Here is a 21,023-nt window from a genome sequence, read left to right on the forward strand (position 1 = left end):
CCGGTACGGAGGTTCCGTACGGGTTCCTACGGTGCTTGCTGTGCTTTCCGCTCCACGTGCTCCCGCAGATCTGCGAGGTCGAACGGACCCGGACCCCGGAAGGCCCGGTTGAATGCCCGGCGCCGGACCGCCTGCTCGAGACAGGACGGCACAGAGTGCACATACGCACCCCGACCGGGCAGCCTACCGCGAAGATCGGGGATCAGGCTGCCCCCGATCAGCACCACCCGCAGCAGACCTTGCTTGTCGGTGCGCTCCCGGCAACCCACACAGGTCCGCTGAGGGCACGCCCGACCACGCGTCCGGCCAGACACTGGTTAAGTCTACCTCCCCGATGCCCCGGAACCCGCTGGGGGGTAAGGGCGCCGTTACTCGTCCGCCACCCGTTCCGCATCCACCCGACCGCGCGGGGTGACCGGAGCGGTCCTGGTTCAGCCGTGCTCGGCGGAACGCTCCGGAGCCGGTTCGCCCCCTGCCGCGTCGGCGGTGTCCGGGCGGATGTCGATGCGCCAGCCCGTGAGGCGCGCGGCGAGCCGGGCGTTCTGCCCTTCCTTGCCGATCGCCAGCGAGAGCTGGTAGTCGGGCACGGTGACGCGCGCTGACCGCGCCGCCAGATCGAGGATCTCGACCTTGCTCACCCGCGCCGGGGAGAGGGCGTTGGCCACCAGTTCGGCCGGGTCCTCGGACCAGTCCACGATGTCGATCTTCTCACCGTGCAGCTCCGCCATCACGTTGCGCACCCGGCCGCCCATCGGGCCGATGCAGGCGCCCTTGGCGTTGAGCCCGGAGCGGGCCGACCGCACGGCGATCTTGGTTCGGTGGCCCGCCTCGCGGGCGATGGCCGAGATCTCCACCGAGCCGTCCGCGATCTCCGGGACCTCCAGCTCGAAGAGCTTCTTGACCAGGTTGGGGTGGGTACGCGACAACGTCACGGAGGGGCCGCGCACGCCCTTGACCACCCGGACCACGTAGGTCCGCAGCCGGGTGCCGTGCCCGTACTCCTCACCGGGCACCTGCTCCTGCGGCGGCAGGATGGCCTCCAGCTTGCCGATGTCCACCAGCACGCTCTTGGGGTCCTTGCCCTGCTGGACGACGCCCGCCACGACGTCGCCCTCGCGACCGGCGTACTCGCCGAAGGTGACCTCCTCCTCGGCGTCCCGCAGTCGCTGCAGGATGACCTGCTTGGCCGTCGTCGCGGCGATCCGGCCGAACCCGGTGGGAGTGTCGTCGAACTCCCGCGGTTCCGCGCCCTCTTCGAGTTCCTCGGCGCTCTCCTTGGCCCACACCGTGACGTGGCCCGTCTTGCGGTTCAGCTCGACGCGTGCGTCGCGCCTGCTGCCCTCCGTGCGGTGGTACGCGATGAGGAGGGCCGACTCGATCGCCTCGACCAGCAGGTCCAGCGAGATCTCCTTCTCCCGGACCAGCCCGCGCAGGGCACTCATGTCGATGTCCACGGCTACGCCTCCTCCTCGTTCTCGTTCCCGGCGGCTTCGGCGTCGCCGTCCGCGGACATGCGCCGCTGCTGCGCGGCCTTGGGGTTGAACTCGATCTCGACCCGCGCCTTGGCGAGCTCGTCGAAGGCGAGTCTGCGGGCGGTGGGCTTGCGTCCCTTGACTCCGGGCACCTCCAGGTCGAGGCCCTCGTCGTCGACAGCGGTGAGGCGGGCGGTCAGCTCCCCGCCGCCGGCGGCCTCGGTGAGCTGCGCCTTGATCAGCCGCCCGACGGCGCGGCGGTAGTGCCGCAGCTCGCTCAGCGGCCGGTCGGCCCCGGGAGAGGTGACCTCCAGCACGTACGGGGCGCCGCCCATCGCGTCGCTCTCGTCGAGCACTTCGGAGCAGGCGCGGCTCAGTTCCGCACAGGTGTCGAGCTGGACCCCGTCGTCAGCGTCCACCACGACACGCAGGACGCGCCGCTTTCCGGCCGGGGTCACCTCGATCTCTTCGAGATCCAACCCCCTCTTGCTGACGAGCGGTTCCAGCAGTCCGCGCAGCCTCTCGCTCTGGGTGGTGCTCATCCGGGTGACTCCTCGGCCGCGTGTGCTGTTGTAGGGGGGCCTTGTGACAAGGGCGTGTCGCCGCCCAAGCCTATCGTCTGTGGCGCGCTGCGCCGACCCGGTGCACAAAGCACGGCTGTGCGCAGCCTCACCGCCCCGCGCCGTGTGCGGCGTCCGGGTACTGCCCCCGCCCGGCAGGGGTGGCCGCGGACAGCCGCGGGAAGGACCCCGGGTACCCTCGCGGGGCGTGACCGGCGCCCCACCCCGGTCACGGGCCCGGGCGAGGCCCGCAGTCCGTCTGGCCGTCCGTTCGCCCACATCCAGGGAGTGCACATGTCGCTGATGCCGTCGCCGGCGGCGCGACCGCGCCGCAGAGCGTTGCTGACCGGCGCCCTGGGCGCCACCGGAGCGGCGTTCGGCCTGCCGCTCGTCGCGGCCTGCACGGGCGGGGAGGCGGCGGGAGACGCCGACGGGGCTGGTACCGACGCGGCACGGCGGCTGCGCAGCGGCACGGCACGCGACAGCGAACACCTGCTGGCCCGCTACGACGGCACGGCCAAGGTGCACCCGGCACTGGCCGCACCGCTGCGCCCGCTGCGCGAGGAGATCGTCCGCCACGTGCGGGTACTGCGCGGCGGAGAGTCCGCCACCCGGTCTCCCTCCCCCGGCGCGCGCGGCTCGCGCAGCCCCTCCGGCGCGCCCGGAAACGACCGCTCCGCGCAGCCCGGCGAGCGGGGGAGCACCTCCGAAGGTCCGCCCAGCCCGGACACCGCCTCCGTACCGGAGAGCCCCGCAGCGGCGCTCGCGGCGCTGGCCCGGGCGGAGCGGAAGCTGGCCGGCACCCGCACCGAGGCGCTGGCCGGCGCGCCACCCGAGCTGGCCCGGCTGCTCGCCTCGGTGGCCGCCTGCGGCTCGGCACACGGGTACCTCCTCGACCAGCAGGGCAAGGACGCCGGCAGCGCCGACGACGGGAAGAGCACCGCAGACGACGGCGGGAGCGCGGCCGACGGCATGGCCGACGAGGCCGGTCCGCGCCGGGAGGGGGCGGCCGAAGAATGACGGAACTGGCCGCTGTGCAAGCGGCGTTGCGCGCCGAACACGCCGCCGTATACGGCTACGGCGTCGTCGGCGGCCGGATCGACGAGGACCGCGAGGGCGAGGCCCGGGAGTGCTACGAGGCACACCGGGCGCGCCGGGACGCGCTGCGCCGGACCGTCCGGGCGCTGGGCGGCGAACCGGAACCGGCCGCCGCCGCCTACGCGCTGCCCTTCGCCGTGCCCGACGGCGCGGCGGCCGTGCGGCTCGCCGCCCAGTTGGAGGACCGGGTGGCCGGGGTGTACGCGGACCTGGTGCGGGCAAGCGAGGGGGCACGGCGGCGCACGGCTGCCGACGCACTGCGCGAGGCGGCGGTCCGCTCGGTCCGCTGGAAGGGCGGCGGGGTGGCCTTCCCGGGCCTGACCGAACTGGGCGCCGGCGATTCGCCGGCCTCCCCCTCGGGGGCACCGGACCGCTCCGCCGTGCCCGGCGCGCTGTGATCCCGCCGTGCGCGCGGCCCGTGCGCGCTCCCCGAGAATGCTCCCGAGAGTCCTGACGAAAGGCCCGTCCGGAATGGCTTCCGTGCTGCCCCTCGAACCCCCCCAGCGGCTGTCGCGCGCGCTGGCCGCCCAGCAGGGCGCGTCGGCGGCGGCCGCGGCGGACTGGCTGCGGGAGCTGCCCGCGCTGCTGGAGCGGTGGCTCCGGGAGTGGGAGCTGGAGGCCGTCCGGGTGGTGACCCCGGGCGGGCGCAGCAGCGTGGTGGTGCTGGTGCGGCAGGCCGACGGCACCCCGGCGGCCCTCAAGCTGCCCGCGCCCGACGGTGCGCCCGCACAGGTGCGGACCGCGCGCGAGTACGCGGCACTGACCGCGTGGCACGGGCTCGGTGCCGTGAAGGTGCTGCGGGCCGCGCCGGAGGAGGGCGTGCTGCTGCTGGAGCGGCTGCGCTGCGAAGTGTCGCTGCGGTCGCTGGCGGAGGCCAAGGCGACGCTGGAGGCGGTCTCGGTGGTGCGGCGGCTGTGGGTGCCGCCGGCCGCGGGGCACGTGCTGGAGACGGTCGCCGAGCACACCGCGCAGGAGGCGGCACAGATGCGCTCCTCGGTGCCCCCGGACGCCGAACCGCTGGTGGCCGCCGCGCTGGAGGCCCGCGCGGCGATGCTGTCCGACCCCGCCGACGGCGAGCAGGTGCTGCTGCACGGGGACTTCCGCCAGGGCGCGGTGCTGGCCTCCTCCGGCTCCGGCGAGCGGGCGCGCTGGCTGACCGTGGGCCCCGATCCCCTGGTCGGCGAGCCCGCCTACGACCTGGCGCGGCTGGTGCGCGACCGGCTGCACGACCTGATGGCCTCCAGCGGGGCCCCGGCCGCCACCCGGCGCCGGGTCAACAAGCTCGCCGACTCGCTGGACGTGCCCCGCGAACGGGTACGCAACTGGACGCTCTACCGCGCGGTCGAGTCCGCGTGCCGGCAGTACGCGGCCGGCAACGCAACGGACGCGGAGATACTGCTGGAGTTCGCGGCCTGGCTGTGACGCGTCCGGTCCGGTGCGGGGATCCCGCACCGGACCGGACCCGGTCGATGCCCGCGGAGCGCGGTCAGCCCTGGGTGAGCCGCGCGAGGGCCTCTTCGACGGGAAGCTCCTCGCGTTCGCCGGTGCGCCGGTCCTTGAGCTCGACACGGCCGTCCTTGATGCCCCGCCCGGCGATCAGGATGGTCGGCACCCCGATCAGCTCCGCGTCGGTGAACTTCACCCCCGGGGAGACGCTCGTGCGGTCGTCCACCAGCACCCGCACGCCCGCGGCGCCGAGCCGGTCGGCGATCTCCAGCGCGGCCTCGGTCTGCTGGGCCTTGCCCGCCGCGACCACGTGCACATCGGCGGGCGCCACCTCGCGCGGCCAGTACAGGCCGTGCTCGTCGGCGTGCTGCTCGGCCAGTGCGGCCACAGCCCGCGAGACGCCGATGCCGTAGGAACCCATCGTGACGCGGACCGGCTTGCCGTCCTGGCCGAGCACGTCGAGTTCGAACGCGTCGGCGTACTTGCGGCCGAGCTGGAAGATGTGGCCGATCTCGATGGCGCGGTCCAGTTCGATGCCGGCGCCGCAGTTCGGGCAGGGGTCGCCCGGCTCGACCACGACGACGTCGAGGTACTGGTCGACCTCGAAGTCCCGTCCGCAGACCACGTTGCGGGCGTGCTTGCCCTCCTCGTTGGCACCCGTGACCCAGGAGGTGCCGGGGGCCACCCGCGGATCGGCGAGGTAGCGGAACGCCTTGCCGGCCATGCCGCCCTGCGGTCCCACGTAGCCGCGGACCAGGTCCTGGCGGCCCTCGAAGTCCTCCGCGGTGACCAGCTCGACGGTGGCGGGTGCGAGCTGCTCGCCGAGCTTGCCCAGATCCACCTCGCGGTCGCCGGGGACACCGACCGCGGTGATCTCGCCGTCCACCTTGACCAGCAGGTTCTTCAGCGTCGCCGAGGCGGGCACGCCCAGGTGCTCGGCGAGCGTCTCGATGGTGGGCGTGTCGGGGGTGTCCAGCTTCTCGACCGGGCCGTGGCCCTCGGTCGAGGAGGGCTGCTGCGTGACCGAGACGGCCTCGGTGTTGGCCGCGTAGCCGCATTGCGGGCACTGCACGAAGGTGTCCTCACCGGCCGCGGCCGGCGCCAGGAACTCCTCCGAGGCGGAACCGCCCATGGCCCCGGAGACGGCCGAGACGATGCGGTAGTCCAGGCCCAGGCGTTCGAAGATGCGCCGGTAGGCGACGCGGTGGGCGGCGTAGGACTCGGCCAGGCCCTCGTCGGAGACGTCGAAGGAGTAGGAGTCCTTCATGGTGAACTCGCGCCCGCGCAGGATGCCGGAGCGGGGGCGGGCCTCGTCGCGGTACTTGGTCTGGATCTGGTAGACCGTGACCGGCAGGTCCTTGTACGAGGTGCACTGGTCCTTGACGACCTGGGTGAAGATCTCCTCGTGCGTCGGGCCGAGCAGATAGTCGCCGCCCTTCCGGTCCTTGAGACGGAAGAGCAGATCGCCGTACTCCTCGTACCGGCCGGAGACCTCGTAGGGCTCCTTGGGCAGCAGCGCCGGGAGCAGCACCTCCTGGCCGCCGATGGCGTCCATCTCCTCCCGTACGACGCGGGTGACGTTCTCCAGCACCTGCTTGCCCAGCGGGAGCCACGTCCAGATCCCGGCTGCGGTGCGGCGCACGAATCCGGCGCGGACCAGCAGCTTGTGGCTGAGTGTCTCCGCGTCGGCCGGGTCGTCACGCAGCGTCTTCAGCATCGACCTGGACAAACGCTGGACACGGGCTGCCATGGGGACTCCTGCTCGGGGCTGTACTCGCGATGAGTGACGGAACACGTCGATGCGGAGCCTATCGGCCCGGACGGGCAGCACGGAAACGAGATGCCGCGACGGCGGCCGCCCGGCCGGTCCGTTCAGTCCCGTGCCAGCGGCAGCCACGCGCCCATGACCGCGTAGGGCTGCGGGGCGCTGGGGAACTGCACCCGGCGGGCCAGGTCGCGGTACCCCAGGCTGCGGTAGAGGGCGCGGGCCGGACTGTCGAGATCGAGGGCCGACAGCAGGGACCGCGGTTCGGTGGCGGCGTCGGTGAGCCGGGTGATCAGCTCGCGTCCGATGCCGCGGTGCTGGAAGGCCGGGTGCACATGCAGTTCCGTGATCACGAAGGTGTCGTCCAGCCAGTCCTGGCAGCCGTGCTGGGCCAGGTAGGGCTCCACCACCGTCGACCACCACTGGGAGCGGTCGTTCGGCATCCCGTAGACGAAGCCGACCAGCCGGCCTTCCTCGGTGGCGGCGCCCAGCGCCCGCGCACCCGGCGAGGTCATGTGCCGCAGCACGATGTGTCTGCGGACGCCGATCTCGTCGTCGGTCAGTCCGAAGGCGACGGCCTGGACGGCCAGCGCCTCGTCGACGCGGACGGCGAGGTCGAGCGGGCCGGTGACCACGCTCCGGGGGTCCGGGAGCGATCTCCCGGCTGTGTGCGGCATGGCCGGGAGGCTACTTCCTCGGCCGGGCCCGCGCGAAGAGGCCGCGCAGCGCGGCCGCACCGGGGCGCGGGCTCAGAACAGGATGCTCATGAACGCGCCGACCTCGCGGAAGCCGACGCGGCGGTAGGCGGCGCGGGCGGGCGTGTTGAAGTCGTTGACGTAGAGGCTCACGAGCGGGGAGACGTCGCGCAGCGCGTGGTCGACGACGGCGGCCATGCCGGTCTCCGAGAGGCCCTCGCCGCGCCGGTCCGGTGCCACCCAGACGCCCTGGATCTGGCAGGCGTAGGGGGTGACGGCGCCGATCTCGGCCTTGAAGACGACCCGGCCGTCCTCGATACGGGCGAAGGAGCGCCCGGTGCCGACGAGCTCGGCGACCCGTGCCTGGTAGACGAGTCCTCCGTCGCCGGCGAGCGGGGAGACGCCGACCTCCTCGGTGAACATGGCCACGCAGGCGGGCAGCACGAGGTCCATCTCGTCCTTGGCGACGCGGCGCACCAGCGGATCGGGCGGGATGTCGGGCGGCACCCGGTCGGTGACCAGCAGCGGCTGGTGGGCCCGCACCTCGCGGGCCGGGCCCCAGTGCGGCTCCAGCCAGGACCACAGGGCGGCGGTCGGGCCGGCGGGGCCGACGATGGACGAGCAGCGGCGGCCCTGGCGGCGCGCCCGCTCGGCGAACGCGCGGACGGCTTCGGGGCCGGCGCACAGCGGAACCAGGTTGGCGCCGTTGTAGCAGAGGGCCTCCAGGGTGCCGTCCCGGTACCAGCCCCACATCTCACCGCCCAGCCGCCAGGGGTCGAGCCCGGCGGCCTGCACGCGGGCGGTGACGAACGCGTTGTTGACCGGCTCCCGGCGCAGGACGGCGAGCGCGTCCTGCAGTTCGGCCGGTTCGACGACCTTGGTGGAGGTGGTGGTCAACAACGGTCTCGGTGCCTCACCGTGCGGCCCGCAGGCGTGAAGGACGATCTGCTGGCACTGTACCCGGGCGCTCAGCGCCGCGCCGCCGCACGGCTGTGTCCGGCCGCGCGGCGCCTGCGACGCTGTGGTGGCGGGTTGCGACGCTGCGTGCGGCAAGGGTCCGGGGCCCGTCGGCGGAGGGCCCCGGGGCCGGGGTCAGCCCGCCGTGGTGACCACGGGCTCGCCGGAGGTGATGCCGTCCTTCTCCATCTGCTCGGCGATCTTCATGGCCTCGTCGATGAGCGTCTCGACGATCTTGGACTCGGGGACGGTCTTGATGACCTCGCCCTTGACGAAGATCTGCCCCTTGCCGTTGCCGGAGGCGACGCCGAGGTCGGCCTCCCGGGCCTCGCCGGGGCCGTTGACGACGCAGCCCATGACGGCGACGCGCAGCGGCACGTCCATGCCCTCGAGGCCCGCGGTGACCTCGTCGGCGAGCTTGTAGACGTCCACCTGGGCGCGGCCGCAGGAGGGGCAGGAGACGATCTCCAGGCCGCGCTGGCGCAGCCCGAGGGACTCCAGGATCTGGATGCCGACCTTGACCTCCTCGGCGGGCGGCGCCGAGAGGGAGACCCGGATCGTGTCGCCGATGCCCTCGCTGAGCAGGGCGCCGAAGGCCACGGCCGACTTGATGGTGCCCTGGAAAGCGGGGCCGGCCTCGGTGACGCCGAGGTGCAGCGGGTAGTCGCAGCGCTGCGCCAGCAGCCGGTAGGCGTTGACCATCACGACCGGGTCGTTGTGCTTGACCGAGATCTTGATGTCGCGGAAGCCGTGCTCCTCGAAGAGCGAGCACTCCCACAGCGCGGACTCGACCAGGGCCTCGGGGGTGGCCTTGCCGTACTTCTCCAGCTGCCGCTTGTCCAGGGAGCCCGCGTTGACACCGATCCGGATGGGGGTGCCCGCGGCGGAGGCGGCGGTGGCGATCTCCTTGACCTTGTCGTCGAACTGCTTGATGTTGCCGGGGTTCACCCGGACGGCCGCGCAGCCGGCGTCGATGGCCTGGAAGACGTACTTCGGCTGGAAGTGGATGTCGGCGATGACCGGGATCTGCGACTTGCGGGCGATCGTGGCGAGCGCGTCGGCGTCGTCCTGGGTGGGGCACGCCACTCGGACGATCTGGCAGCCGGACGCCGTCAGCTCCGCGATCTGCTGCAGCGTCGGGCCGATGTCCGCGGTGCGGGTCGTGGTCATGGACTGCACGGACACGGGCGCGTCCCCACCCACCGCGACCGGTCCTACCTGGATCTTCCGGCTCACCCTGCGGTCGGCGAGCTTGGCCGGGACGTCCGGCATTCCGAGCGAAATCGCTGTCATCAGCGTGCAACCCCAACGGTGTCGTTCAAGTCCCGGGTTCAGCGGGCTCCGGCCCCCCGAGATTACGGCACTGCCGTCGCACCGGGCACATCGTCGGGGAAAAATGCCGCATTCCATGACGCCCATGCAGGAATCGCATGGGCGTCCGCGTGTCGGACCGGGGTCCGGTCAGCCGGTGAGTCTGACCGGATTGACCACATCCGCCACCAGCACCAGCAGGGTGAAGCACAGGAAGATCCCGGCCACCACGTAGGCGATGGGCATCAGCTTGGCGACGTCGAAGGGGCCGGGGTCGGGCCGCCGGAAGACCTTGGCCAGATTCCGCCGGAGCGACTCCCACACAGCCCCCGCGATGTGTCCGCCGTCCAGCGGCAGCAGCGGCAGCATGTTGAACAGGAACAGGCTCAGATTGAACCCGGCCACCAGGAAGAGCATCGTCGCGACCCGCTGGCTCGGCGGGATGTCGAGCGAGAAGACCTCACCGCCGACCCGCGCCGCGCCCACCACGCCCATCGGTGAGTCCTGCTTGCGCTCGGCACCGTCGAAGGCCGCGTTCCACAGGTCGGGCACCTTGCCCGGCAGAGCGACCAGCGCTTCCACGCCGTTGACCATCATGTCGCCCATCCGGTCCGTGGCCTGCGGGAACGACTGCTGCACGATGCCGCTGGCCGGGGTGAAGCCGAGGAACCCGGCGGAGACGTACTCGTCGGGCACGTAGCTGCCGTGGCCGTCGGACTTGGCGACCTTGTTCTCGATCAGGTCGGCGTGCAGCGTCCGCCGTGCGCCGTCCCGCTCGACGGTCAGGGTCGCGGGACCGGTGGTGTCGCGGATGCTCCGCTGGAGTGCGCCCCAGTCCTCGACGCGCTTCCCGTCGAAGGAGACGATCTTGTCACCCGGCTGCAGTCCGGCGGCCTTGGCCGGGGAGTCCTCGGCGCCCTCGGGACACTTGTCGGTCTGCGCCGAGGCGGGGATCACGCACTCCGAGACCGTGGAGACAGTGGTGGTCTGGGTGTTGACGCCGAAGGTCATCAGCACCAGCAGGAAGATCACCACGGCCAGCACCAGGTTCATGAACGGCCCGGCGAACATCACGACGACGCGCTTCCACGGCTTGCGGGTGTAGAGCATCCGGTGCTCGTCCCCCGGCTTGAGCTCCTCGTACGCAGCCGAACGGGCGTCCTCGATCATGCCGCGGAACGGCGAGGAGGAGCGCTGCCGCACGGCCCCGTCGTCCCCCGGCGGGAACATGCCGATCATGCGGATGTAGCCGCCGAGCGGCACGGCCTTGATCCCGTACTCGGTCTCGCCCTTGTGCTTGGACCACAGGGTGGGGCCGAAGCCGACCATGAACTGCGGCACCCGGACGCCGAACATCTTGGCCGTGGAGAAGTGGCCCAACTCGTGCCAGGCGATGGAGAACAGCAGGCCGACGACGAAGACGACTATGCCGAGGATGGTCATGAGCGCCGTCATGCGCGGGCCTCCGCTGTTGCTGTGGCGGAACGTGCCGCCAGGTCACGGGCGCGGGCACGCGCCCACTTCTCTGCGGCGAGGACATCGGAAAGGGTCAGCCCGGTTCCGTCCGGCGTGCCGTGCTCCTCGACCACAGCGGCCACCGTATCCACGATGCCCGTGAACGGCAGCCTTCCGGCCAGAAACGCCTCGACGCACTCCTCGTTCGCGGCGTTGAAGACCGCGGGGGCCGTTCCGCCCAGCGCGCCCACCCGGCACGCCAGCGGCACGGCGGGGAACGCTTCCTCGTCCAGCGGGTAGAAGTCCCAGGACATCGCCTCGGTCCAGGAGAAGACCGGCCCGGCGTCCGGCACCCGCTCGGGCCAGCCGAGGCCGAGCGCGATCGGCAGCCGCATGTCGGGAGGTCCGCACTGGGCGAGGGTGGAGCCGTCCGTGAACTCCACCATCGAGTGGACCGCGGACTGCGGATGGACCACCACCTGGATGCGCTCGAACGGGATGTCGTACAGCAGGTGGGCCTCGATCACCTCCAGACCCTTGTTGACCAGGGTGGCCGAGTTGACGGTGATGACCGGGCCCATCTCCCAGGTCGGGTGGGCCATCGCCTCGCTGGGGGTCACCTCGGCCAGCTCGGACCTGCTGCGCCCCCGGAACGGCCCGCCCGAGGCGGTGACCAGGAGCTTCCGCACCTCGGCACGGGTACCACCGAGCAGCGCCTGGAACAGCGCGGAGTGCTCCGAGTCGACGGGCACGATCTGGCCCGGCCGCGCCAGCGCCCTGACCAGCGGTCCGCCGACGATGAGGGATTCCTTGTTGGCCAGCGCCAGCACCCGGCCGGCCTCCAGCGCCGCCAGAGTGGGCGCCAGGCCGATGGAACCGGTGATGCCGTTGAGCACCGTGTGGCACGGCGAGCCGGCCAGCTCCGTCGCCGCGTCCGGCCCCGCCAGCACCTCGGGCAGCGGCTCTCCGCTGCCGTAGGCCGCGCGCAGGGCCGTACGCAGGTCGGGAACCGCCTCCGTACGGGCCACGGCGACCGTGCCCACCCGCAGCAGCCGCGCCTGCTCGGCGAGCAGGTCCACGCGGCCGCCCGAGGCCGCCAGCGCGGTCACCCGGAACCGGCCGGGGTTCTTCAGCACGACGTCGACGGCCTGCGTGCCGATCGAGCCCGTCGAGCCGAGGATCACGATGTCGCGCGGTGCGCCCGCCGGTGACGCTGCCGTGCCGTTGCCGGACGGCTCGGTGCCGGGATGGCGCAGATGCGGGTCAGCGAGGGAGTCGGTCATGCCCCTATTGTGTCCGCTCCCCGGACGGGACCGGACAGCGCACCGGGGCGGAGCCGGGTGCGCGCCGGAATCCGGTACGCGCGCGGGGACGCGCGGCGCCCCGGGACGGCCGGACTCGACCGCTCCGGGGGCCCGGGGCGCCCGGAAGGCGACAGGTCACGGGACGCGGCGGTGCACGTTCTCCTTCTCCGCGGGCCCGGGCGCGGCGTCGGCGATCCAGGGCCCCTCGGTGGACGCGTCGACGACGCCTTCCTCCAGCCAGGCGTAGGCCCCGTCCAGGACCTGGCGGACGACCGTGCCGTCCAGATCGTCGGTGTTGTTCCACAGGCGTCCGAAGAGCTCCTCGACCCGGAGGCGGGACTGTCGGCAGAACGCGTCGGCCAGTTGGTGCGCGGCCTGCCCGTCGGTGCCGTCGCGCCGCAGCTTCTCGGCCCGTACGCAGGCGGCGCTCATCGCGAACAGTTCGGCGCCGATGTCGACGACGCGGCCGAGGAACCCCTGCTTCGTCTCCATCCGGCCCTGCCACCTGGACATGGCGTAGAAGGTGCAGCGGGCCAGCTTGCGGGCGGCGCGCTCGACGTAGCGCAGATGCCCCGCCAGGACGGCGAACTCGCCGTAGGCGCCCGGCATCCGGCCGGGCCCGGCGACCAGCCCGGGCAGCCATTTCGCGTAGAACGCGCCCGCGCCGACCGCCGCCCTGCCCTTGTCGGCGAGTGTCTTGTCCGGGTCGATCAGGTCCCCGGCCACGGACAGATGCGCGTCCACGGCCTCCCGCGCGATCAGCAGGTGCATGATCTCGGTCGAGCCCTCGAAGATCCGGTTGATCCGCAGATCGCGCAACAACTGCTCGGCCGGGACGCCGCGTTCGCCGCGGGCTGCCAGCGACTCGGCGGTCTCGTAGCCCCGACCGCCGCGGATCTGCACCAGTTCGTCCGCCATCCGCCAGGCCATCTCACTGCCGTAGAGCTTGGCGAGGGCGGCCTCGATCCGGATGTCGTTGCGGTCCTCGTCGGCCATCTGCGAGGACAGGTCCAGGACCGCCTCCAGGGCGAAAGTCGTCGCCGCGATGAAGGAGATCTTGCTGCCGACGGCCTCGTGCTCGGCGACCGGCCTGCCCCACTGGACGCGTTCCCGGGACCACTCGCGGGCGATTTTCAGACACCATTTCCCGCTGCCCGCGCAGGTGGCGGGCAGCGACAGCCGGCCCGTGTTCAGGGTGGTCAGCGCGATTTTGAGCCCGGCACCCTCGGGGCCGATCCGGTTGGCGGCCGGCACCCGCACCCGATGAAAGCGGGTGACGCCGTTCTCGATGCCGCGCAGCCCCATGAAGGCGTTGCGGTTCTCCACGGTGATGCCCTCGGAGCCGGCCTCGACGACGAAGGCCGAGATGCCGCCCCGGTGTCCTTCGGCGCGCCGCGGATCGTCGGCGTCCGGTTCGGGGACCCGGGCCATGACCACCAGCAGGTCGGCGACCACCCCGTTGGTCGTCCACAGCTTCACGCCGTCGAGGACGTAGTCGTCCCCGTCCGGGACGGCCGTCGTCGCCAGCCGGGCCGGGTCGGAGCCCACGTCGGGCTCGGTCAGCAGGAAGGCGGAGATGTCGGTGCGCGCGCAGCGCGGCAGGTAGGCGTCCTTCTGCTGCCGGTTGCCGAACAGCTTGACCGGCTGCGGCACGCCGATGGACTGGTGCGCGGAGAGCAGGGCCCCGACCGCGGGACTGGCGGAGCTGACCAGCGCGAGCGCCTTGTTGTAGTACACCTGGGTGAGTCCCAGGCCCCCGTACTCGGTGCCGATCTTCATGCCGAGCGCACCGAGTTCCTTGAGTCCGCCGAGCACCTCGTCCGGGATCCGGGACTCGCGCTCGATCAGCGCCCCGTCGATCTTCGTGGTGGCGAACTCGCGCAGCCGTGCCAGGAATTCCTCACCCCTTGCGGCGTCCTCGGCCGCCGGTTCCGGGTGCGGGTGGATGAGGTCGAGGCGGAAGCGGCCGAGGAACAACTCCTTGGCGAAGCTGGGCTTGCGCCAGTCCTTCTCCCGGGCTGCCTCGGCGACTTCGCGTGCTTCACGCTCGGAGACGGTCATCTCGCTCACCTCGAAACGGTGTGGAGGCGGACACGCGGTGCGGGACGGTACCGACGGGAGCCGGCCGCACTGCCGGAACCGCCCGGACCACCGCGGGGTGCTACTCGGTCGTATGTACCCGATTCGCCCCGGGCCCACCAGACGCCGCGCAGGAGAAGCTCCTCCGCACCGCCCGACGGGCGGTCCGCCGAGCGGACAGGCGCACTATCCGTCGCCCGGCTCCCGCAGCCCGCCACCGCCCGGGACGACCAGCCCGGTCTCGTAGGCGAGCACGACGGCCTGGGCGCGGGAGCCGATGCCCAGCTTGGCCATCGTCCGGTTGAGGTGTGTCTTGACGGTCGACTCGCTGATCACCAGCGCCTGGGCGATCCCGGGGTTGGACAGTCCCCCCGCCACCAGGCGGAGGACGTCCAGCTCCCGCCCGGTGAGCTGATCGAGTCTCCCGGCGGGCGCGGCCGGCCGTTCCGCCCGCGGCGCGTATGCCTCGACGAGCCGCCGGGTGACGCTCGGTGCGAAGAGGGTGTCGCCCTCCGCGACGGCGGCGACGGCGGCCAGCAGCCGCTGCGGCCCGGTGTCCTTGAGCAGGAAGCCGCTGGCTCCCGCGCGCAGCGCCGCGTAGACGTATTCGTCCAGGTCGAAGGTGGTCAGCACCAGGATGCGGGGGCGCGGCTCGGTGCTATGGGCGAGGATCCGCTCGGTCGCGGTGATGCCGCTGGTGCCGGGCATCCGGATGTCCATGAGGACGACGTCGGGCCGCTGCTGCGCGGTGAGCCGGACCGCCTCGTCGCCGTCCTGCGCCTCGCCGACCACCTCCGTGCCCGGTGCGGCGCGCAGCAGCGCGGCGACCCCGGCCCTGATGAGCACCTGATCGTCGACGACGAGCACTCTGGTCGCCACCGCCTGTGTCCCTTCGCCCCGTCAGGCGGGGAGGATCAGCCGCACCTCGAATCCGCCGCTCGCCCGTGGCCCGGCGTACAGCCGGCCCCCGTAGATCCTGGCGCGCTCGCGCATCCCGATCAAGCCGTGCCCGCCCGGTTGGCGGGAGCCCCCCGCAGGCGGAAGCGAAATCCGGCCATCCTCCGCGCCCGCGCTCCCCGGGCCGTCGTCGACGACCGCCACGGTGAGCTGCCGGGGCCCGTAGGCGAGGGTGACATCGACGCGGGCGGTACCGGCGTGCTTGAGCACGTTCGTCAGCGCCTCCTGGACCACGCGGTAGGCGCACTGCCCCGCGCCGGGCGCCGGCGAGCGCGGCTCGCCGGTGACGGTGAACCGCACGGGCACACCCGCACCGCGTACCCGCTCGACCAGGTCCGGCAGCCGGCCGAGGCCGGGGGCCGGGCCGAACTCCGGCCGGTCGTCGTCTCCCCCGCCGACGCACCGACCACCGTCCTCCGGCCGGCCGCGGTCCTCCACACGCAACACGGCCAGCAGCCGACGGAGTTCGGCCAGTGCCTCACCGGAGGTGTCGGCTATGGTGCCCAGCGCACCGCGCGCCGTGCGCGGATCGCTGTCGAAGACATAGCCCGCCAGGCCCGCCTGCACGGATATCACCGACATATGGTGCGCGACGACATCGTGCAGATCGCGGGCGATGTGGACCCGCTCCTCGGCGACGGCACGCCGCTCGGCCCCCGCCCGCTCGCTCCACAACTGGTCGGTCAGCCGGTCCAGTTCCACGTTGCGCCGGGCCGCGTTGCGGGCGAGGTGACCGAATCCGCACAGGACAGCGGGGTAGAGCACGCTCTGCCCCAGGACGGTGGCCCAGGAGCTCTCCGCGCCCGTCGTACCGGCGAGGTTCCACACCGCCGCGAGGAGCAGGGCGCACGGCACCGCCTGGCGCATCGGGCGCAGGGCCGCGACGGTGTAGAGCGCGAGGAGCGGCCCCAGGGAGTTGACGACCGGCCAGTAGTCCAGCGCCACGTACACCGACCAGCAGGCCAGGACCAGCAGGCACAGCGTGCTCGGAAACCGGCGGCGGGCGGCGAGCGGCAGGTTCACCGCGCAGGTCAGCGCGACGCCCGGCGGATCGAGGCCCGACCAGCCCTCCGGGACGCGGTCGTTGCCCAGCAGCAGGCTGACCGCCGTGATGGCGAGGGCGATCACCCCGTCGTACACCCCCGCCGGCACCCGCTCAGCCCCGAGACGCACCCGGGCCCAGACCGTCGCACTCCGCATCGCCGCAGCGTAGCGACACCCCGGCAGGGTGCTCATCCACCGGGCGCGCCGCCCGTGGCAGTCGCGCACTACCGCCCTGGTACGAGGCCGGGCCCCGGCTACCGCAGCGGGCCGACCTTCCCCCATCCGCGATTACCGCCGAACGGTGACGACCGGCACCGGCACCCGGCGTACCGTCGGAGGCCAGGGAGAGCGCCACGCCACGGGCACGGGGGACGGGCCACGGGCCGGGGGAATCCGCGGCCACCGAGGGCCTCAGGGCGTGGCGCTGCTCCCGCTGCTCCCGGCGGCCGGATGGCCGCCGAGCGTCAGTACGACGGTGACGATCAGCAGCAGCAGCGCCACAGCCGCCACGGCGACGGTCAGGACGCGGCAGATCCGCCGGCGCCGCCACTCCTTGCCCGAACGCATGGCCCCCACCCCTCCTGCGGACTCCCGACTCCGCACCTCGCACACGAGTGTCCCGGAATCACGTTCCCCGGAGCACTGTAGTGCGGCCGGCCGACGTGCAGCGGCGGGTTGCGGCAGCCGCCCGCCCTCCCGGTCCCGGGACCGGCCGCGGCTCAGGGCACGACCCGGAAGTGAGTGGTCAGCCTGCCCTCGTCGTCGAGGACGTGGAAGGCGATCACCGGGGGCAGCGTGTAGTCGACCGGCCCACCCTCCTCGCCCTCCCAGGGCATCTTCAGCGTGGAGACCACACCGGGTGCGGCGACCAGTGGCACCCCCGCGAAGGTGGTCACGGCCGGGGTGTGGCTGTGCCCGCACAGCAGCCCCGCCACGGTGCCGTGCCTTCCGACGACCTCGGCCAGCCGTTCCTCCCCGAACTGCCGGATCGGATCGACGTACTGGCCGTACAGCGGTACGGGCGGATGGTGGAAGCACACGAACGCGGGCACGTCCGGGGTCCCGGCGAGTTCCCGGTCGAGCCAGTCGAGCGTGGCGTCGTCGAGGCGGCCGTGTCCCTTCCCGGGCACGCTGGAGTCGCACATCAGAAAGGTGGCTCCGGGCAGCCGGTGCACCTCGTCGACGGGCGAGGCGTCGGCGGCTTCGCCGTGCAGCAGCACCGCGCGGTAGGCGCCGCGCGCATCGTGGTTGCCGGGGCAGATCAGCGGCTGCACGCCGTGGTCGGCGAACAGCTTCGCCGCCAGCGTGTACTCGTCCTCCCGACCGTGGTCGGCGATGTCCCCCGTGAGCAGGACGGCGTCGAGCCCGTCGAGCACCCCCGAGAGGCAGGCCAGCACGCGCTCGGTGCGTTCGCGGGCGCGTGCGCCGCCGTCGCCCCGGTCCTGGCCGAGATGGATGTCGCTGAACTGCGCGAAGGTGAACATGAGTGGATCCTCGCTCGGCTCGGTCCAGGTTGCGTACTGGCCTCGGTTCAGACCGGATTCGGTTCGGGTCGGGTCGCACTCGGCTCGGTTCGGGCTCGGTTCGGGCTCGGTGCTTGCCTTCGGGTCGTGCCGGGTACGGCTGCTCAGCCCTTCCAACGGACGGCGAAAGCACGCCGAGGGTTGACCTCGAAGATCTGCCGCGCAGCGGCGGCGCCCAACTCGTCGGCGACACGGGGACGCAGTGTGCGCGCCACATACGGCACCCCCGTCTCCGCGCGGGCCGTCGCCGTGACGGTGTCCCCGCCCATCAGCAGCCGGTCTCCGTACCCGCGCTCCAGCAGCTCGGCGAGGCTGTCGAAGAGGCGCCAGTCCGTCGCGTGATGGGTGCGCGACGGCGCGTCGAAGACCAGCCAGGCACCGGAGGCGGCGGCCGCCCGCTGCATGCGCCGGTCCGGGCACCGCCCCAAGTGGCCCAACAACACGCCGGAGGGCGGCACCCCGTGCTGCCCGCACAGGTGGTCCAGCACCTCGGCTGCGCCGGTGCCCAGCTCGAGGTGCACCGCGATCGGCGCCCCCGTCACCCGGTGCGCCTCGGCCGCGGCCGCCATTGTCCACCGTGCGTACCGGCCGAGCCCGTGGAAGTCGCCGGCGACCTTGATCAGACCGGCGCGCGGCGCTTCGCCGCACACCCCGCCGCGCATCCCGCGGGTCAACTCCTGCACGAACAGGGCCGCCGGATCGGGCGGCAGCTCCCCGGTGTAGTGCTGGGCCTGATGCAGTCCGGTCGCGGCGACGAGCCGCACTCCGGTGCGCCGGGCGAGGTCGGCCAGCGCACCGGAGTGACGGCCCATCCCGTGCGGCGTCCACTGCACGAGGCTGCGGCCACCGTGCTCGGCGAAGGCGCGCAACTGCCGCTCCGCGGCGTCCGGATCGGCCAGCTCCTGCCCCGGCAGCCGCGGGCTGCGCAGGAAGAGGTGGTCGTGGGCGTCGCAGACGCCCAGCTCCGCTCCGGGGAGATCGCCTTCGACGGTGCGGACCGCCGGACCGGGCCCGGGCGGGCCGCTCGCGGCGTGCGGTGCGGCCGCGGCCCTGGTCTCCTCGCCGGTCACGAGCGGGCGTCCGGCTCGGCGGTGTGTGCCTCCAGGAGCCGCAGCAGACCGTCGACAGCCTCGTGGAACGGTCCGGGGTGCCCTGCCGAACGGGCGAGCACAAAGCCTCCCTGGACGACGGCGACGGCGGTGGCCGCCGTGCCCGCCGGGTCGAGATCCGGCCGGAACTCCCCGTCGGCACGGCCTTCTTCGAGCACTTCCGCCAGGCGTACGCGGAGCCGGTCGAAGGTCTCCTGCACCGGGACCCGCAGTCCGGGGTCGGCGACCACGTCCGGGTCCTGGGCGAGTCCGCCGATCCGGCAGCCGCGCAGCACCGCGCGCTCGCGGGTGAGGTAGGTACGCACTCGCTCCAGCGCGCCGCCCGCGCCGGAGAGGTCCGCCTCGGCCCGGGTCCGCACCTCCTCCGCGCTCCTGTGCACCGCGGCCCGGGCCAGATCGGGCTTGCCGCCGAAGTGGTGGTACATGCTGCCCTGTCCCGCTCCGGCACGCCGCTGGATGGCGCGCGGGCTCGTGCCCACGTATCCGCGCTCCCACAGGAGTTCCTGGGTGGCCCCGATCAGCCTGTCCGCCGTGTTCTCACCGTCCACACCCGCAGTGTACATACCAGTAGGTACAGAGAGGTACAGAGATCGGCGGCCTCTGGCACCACGGACAGCGGCGCCCGCCCCGACGCACCGCTGCCGGGCGCCACCGCGCTTCCGCGGCAGCGCCCGGCAGCATGCGACGCCGGGAAGGGACGGCTCAGAGGTCGAGACCGGTGAGCACCATGACGCGCTCGTAGGTGTAGTCCTCCATCGCGAACCGCACACCCTCGCGGCCCACGCCGGAATCCTTGACGCCGCCGTAGGGCATCTGGTCGGCCCGGTAGGACGGCACGTCGCCGACGACGACCCCGCCGACCTCCAGCGCGCGGTGCGCGCGGAAGGCGGCCTGCACGTCGTGGGTGAACAGACCTGCCTGCAGGCCGTACTTGGAGTCGTTGACGGTCTCGAACGCCTCCTGCTCGCCGTCCACCTTCACGAACGACATGACGGGCCCGAAGACCTCTTCGCAGCCGATCTGCGTGTCGGCGGGCACGTTCTCCAGCACCGTCGGCTCCACGGACGCACCGTCCCGCTTTCCGCCCGTGAGCACCTTGGCGCCACGCGAGACGGCCTCGCCGATCCACGACTCGACCCGGCGTGCGGCATCCTCGCTCACCAGCGGGCCCACGTCGGTCGCCTCGTCCGAGGGGTCACCGGTGGTGAGCGCCTCGACGGCCGCCACGACCTTGGGGACCAGCCGGTCGTAGACCGAGGCGTCGGCGACGACCCGCTGGACCGAGATGCAGGACTGGCCCGCCTGATAGTTGGAGAACGTCGCGATGCGCTGGGCCGCCCAGTCCAGGTCCGCCTCGGAGGCGTAGTCGGCCAGCACGACCGCCGCACCGTTGCCACCCAGCTCCAGGGTGACCCGCTTGCGCGGTGCGGAGTCCAGGATCGACCAGCCGACCGGCGCCGAACCCGTGAAGGAGATGATCGGCAGCCGCTCGTCCTGCACCAGGCCCGGCATCTGGTCGTTCGGCACCGGCAGCACCGACCAGGAACCCGCGGGCAGGTCCGTCTCGGCCAGCAGCTCGCCGAGGATCAGCCCGGACAGCGGGGTGGCGGGCGCCGGCTTGAGGATGATCGGGGTGCCGACGGCGAGCGCCGGGGCGACCTTGTGGGCGCACAGGTTGAGGGGAAAGTTGAACGGAGCGATCCCCAGGACCGGGCCGTAGGGGAAGCGGCGGGTGAAGGCCAGCCGGCCCGTACCGCCCGCGTCCGAGTCCAGGCGCTGGGCCTCGCCCCCGTTGAAGCGGCGCGCCTCCTCCGCCGCCCAGCGGAAGACGGAGATGCAGCGGCCCACCTCGCCGCGCGCCCACTTCATCGGCTTGCCGTTCTCCGCGGAGATCAGCTCGGCGATCTCGTCCGTGCGCTCCACGAGGCGGCGGGTGATGTGGTCCAGCGCGGCGGCGCGGACATGCGCGGGGGTGGCGGAGAACTCACCGGCCACCGCGGCGGCGGCGGCCACGGCCTCCTCCACCTGCGCGGAGGTGGGGATGCTGACAGTGCCGACGTGCCTGCCGTCCCAGGGCGAGGTGACATCGAGCGTGGTGTCGCCGGTGGCCTTGCGGCCGGCGAGCCAGAATGCGTGAGGAGAAGTCGCTGTCACTGCGGATCGCCTTCCGGATGCGGGAGAGTGCCTCGGTTCCAGCGTCCACGGTAGGGCGTCGCAGCCCGTCCGCTTCTTCGCCGGGGTGGAGTAC

At 72.8% G+C, this 21,023-nt stretch carries 20 protein-coding genes; 3 read left to right on the plus strand and 17 right to left on the minus strand.

Annotated features, from left to right (window positions below; translation table 11 throughout):
- Nucleotides 1–26: 26 nt before the first annotated feature.
- The 3 genes from P2424_RS22580 to rimP all read right to left on the minus strand — a co-directional run bounded on the left by P2424_RS22580 (nt 27) and on the right by rimP (nt 2,014).
- Complete coding sequence (locus tag P2424_RS22580) at nt 27–314, minus strand: YlxR family protein (protein ID WP_276477572.1); 288 nt, start codon at nt 312–314, stop codon at nt 27–29.
- A 117-nt stretch (nt 315–431) separates the two neighbouring features.
- Nucleotides 432–1,454: a transcription termination factor NusA gene (nusA, locus tag P2424_RS22585; RefSeq protein WP_276477573.1), complete on the minus strand. Its 1,023-nt coding sequence runs from the start codon at nt 1,452–1,454 to the stop codon at nt 432–434.
- A gap of 2 nt (nt 1,455–1,456) precedes the next feature.
- A complete protein-coding gene (gene rimP, locus P2424_RS22590) occupies nt 1,457–2,014 on the minus strand; it encodes a ribosome maturation factor RimP (RefSeq protein WP_276477574.1) in 558 nt (185 codons plus the stop codon).
- A gap of 312 nt (nt 2,015–2,326) precedes the next feature.
- Between rimP and P2424_RS22595 the strand changes: the two genes are divergently transcribed.
- The 3 genes from P2424_RS22595 (at nt 2,327) to P2424_RS22605 (ending at nt 4,552) form a co-directional block, all read left to right on the plus strand.
- Nucleotides 2,327–3,052 (plus strand): hypothetical protein, encoded by a 726-nt coding sequence (locus P2424_RS22595; RefSeq protein ID WP_276477575.1) that lies wholly within the window; start codon nt 2,327–2,329, stop codon nt 3,050–3,052.
- A complete protein-coding gene (locus P2424_RS22600) occupies nt 3,049–3,528 on the plus strand; it encodes a ferritin-like domain-containing protein (RefSeq protein WP_276477576.1) in 480 nt (159 codons plus the stop codon). The genes P2424_RS22595 and P2424_RS22600 overlap by 4 nt, the downstream gene beginning before the upstream one ends.
- A gap of 73 nt (nt 3,529–3,601) precedes the next feature.
- Entirely contained in the window at nt 3,602–4,552 is a 951-nt protein-coding gene (locus tag P2424_RS22605; RefSeq protein ID WP_276477577.1) for an aminoglycoside phosphotransferase family protein, read from the plus strand.
- Nucleotides 4,553–4,616: 64 nt separating this feature from the next.
- Here P2424_RS22605 and P2424_RS22610 read toward each other — a convergent pair whose 3' ends face one another.
- The 14 genes from P2424_RS22610 to P2424_RS22675 form a co-directional block, all read right to left on the minus strand.
- Complete coding sequence (locus tag P2424_RS22610; RefSeq protein WP_276477578.1) at nt 4,617–6,326, minus strand: proline--tRNA ligase; 1,710 nt, start codon at nt 6,324–6,326, stop codon at nt 4,617–4,619.
- 122 nt (nt 6,327–6,448) lie between these two features.
- Complete coding sequence (locus P2424_RS22615; protein ID WP_276477579.1) at nt 6,449–7,018, minus strand: GNAT family N-acetyltransferase; 570 nt, start codon at nt 7,016–7,018, stop codon at nt 6,449–6,451.
- A 72-nt stretch (nt 7,019–7,090) separates the two neighbouring features.
- Complete coding sequence (locus P2424_RS22620) at nt 7,091–7,936, minus strand: GNAT family N-acetyltransferase (RefSeq protein ID WP_276477580.1); 846 nt, start codon at nt 7,934–7,936, stop codon at nt 7,091–7,093.
- A gap of 192 nt (nt 7,937–8,128) precedes the next feature.
- Complete coding sequence (gene ispG / locus P2424_RS22625; RefSeq protein WP_276477581.1) at nt 8,129–9,286, minus strand: flavodoxin-dependent (E)-4-hydroxy-3-methylbut-2-enyl-diphosphate synthase; 1,158 nt, start codon at nt 9,284–9,286, stop codon at nt 8,129–8,131.
- A gap of 168 nt (nt 9,287–9,454) precedes the next feature.
- Nucleotides 9,455–10,759: a site-2 protease family protein gene (locus P2424_RS22630; protein WP_276477582.1), complete on the minus strand. Its 1,305-nt coding sequence runs from the start codon at nt 10,757–10,759 to the stop codon at nt 9,455–9,457.
- A complete protein-coding gene (gene dxr, locus P2424_RS22635; RefSeq protein WP_276477583.1) occupies nt 10,756–12,042 on the minus strand; it encodes a 1-deoxy-D-xylulose-5-phosphate reductoisomerase in 1,287 nt (428 codons plus the stop codon). The genes P2424_RS22630 and dxr overlap by 4 nt, the downstream gene beginning before the upstream one ends.
- Nucleotides 12,043–12,198: 156 nt before the next feature.
- Nucleotides 12,199–14,124 carry an acyl-CoA dehydrogenase family protein gene (locus P2424_RS22640; RefSeq protein WP_276479081.1) on the minus strand — a complete coding sequence of 642 codons (1,926 nt, stop codon included), beginning with the start codon at nt 14,122–14,124 and terminating at the stop codon, nt 12,199–12,201.
- 204 nt (nt 14,125–14,328) lie between these two features.
- A complete protein-coding gene (locus tag P2424_RS22645; protein ID WP_276477584.1) occupies nt 14,329–15,021 on the minus strand; it encodes a response regulator transcription factor in 693 nt (230 codons plus the stop codon).
- A gap of 21 nt (nt 15,022–15,042) precedes the next feature.
- Nucleotides 15,043–16,299: a histidine kinase gene (locus P2424_RS22650; protein ID WP_276477585.1), complete on the minus strand. Its 1,257-nt coding sequence runs from the start codon at nt 16,297–16,299 to the stop codon at nt 15,043–15,045.
- Nucleotides 16,300–16,554: 255 nt separating this feature from the next.
- Nucleotides 16,555–16,710, minus strand: coding sequence for a hypothetical protein (locus P2424_RS22655; RefSeq protein ID WP_276477586.1), 156 nt, complete (start codon nt 16,708–16,710; stop codon nt 16,555–16,557).
- A 152-nt stretch (nt 16,711–16,862) separates the two neighbouring features.
- The gene (locus P2424_RS22660) at nt 16,863–17,627 is read right to left on the minus strand and encodes a metallophosphoesterase (RefSeq protein ID WP_276477587.1); all 765 of its coding nucleotides are present in this window, start codon (nt 17,625–17,627) and stop codon (nt 16,863–16,865) included.
- 143 nt (nt 17,628–17,770) lie between these two features.
- The gene (locus P2424_RS22665) at nt 17,771–18,736 is read right to left on the minus strand and encodes a phosphotriesterase (RefSeq protein ID WP_276477588.1); all 966 of its coding nucleotides are present in this window, start codon (nt 18,734–18,736) and stop codon (nt 17,771–17,773) included.
- The gene (locus P2424_RS22670) at nt 18,733–19,338 is read right to left on the minus strand and encodes a TetR/AcrR family transcriptional regulator (RefSeq protein ID WP_276477589.1); all 606 of its coding nucleotides are present in this window, start codon (nt 19,336–19,338) and stop codon (nt 18,733–18,735) included. The genes P2424_RS22665 and P2424_RS22670 overlap by 4 nt, the downstream gene beginning before the upstream one ends.
- 139 nt (nt 19,339–19,477) lie before the next feature.
- Nucleotides 19,478–20,929, minus strand: a complete 1,452-nt coding sequence (locus tag P2424_RS22675; RefSeq protein WP_276477590.1) for an aldehyde dehydrogenase family protein — start codon at nt 20,927–20,929, stop codon at nt 19,478–19,480.
- Between the last annotated feature and the right edge of the window lie 94 nt (nt 20,930–21,023).

The sequence above is a fragment of the Streptomyces sp. WMMB303 genome, from assembly GCF_029351045.1.
Classification (GTDB): Bacteria; Actinomycetota; Actinomycetes; order Streptomycetales; family Streptomycetaceae; genus Streptomyces.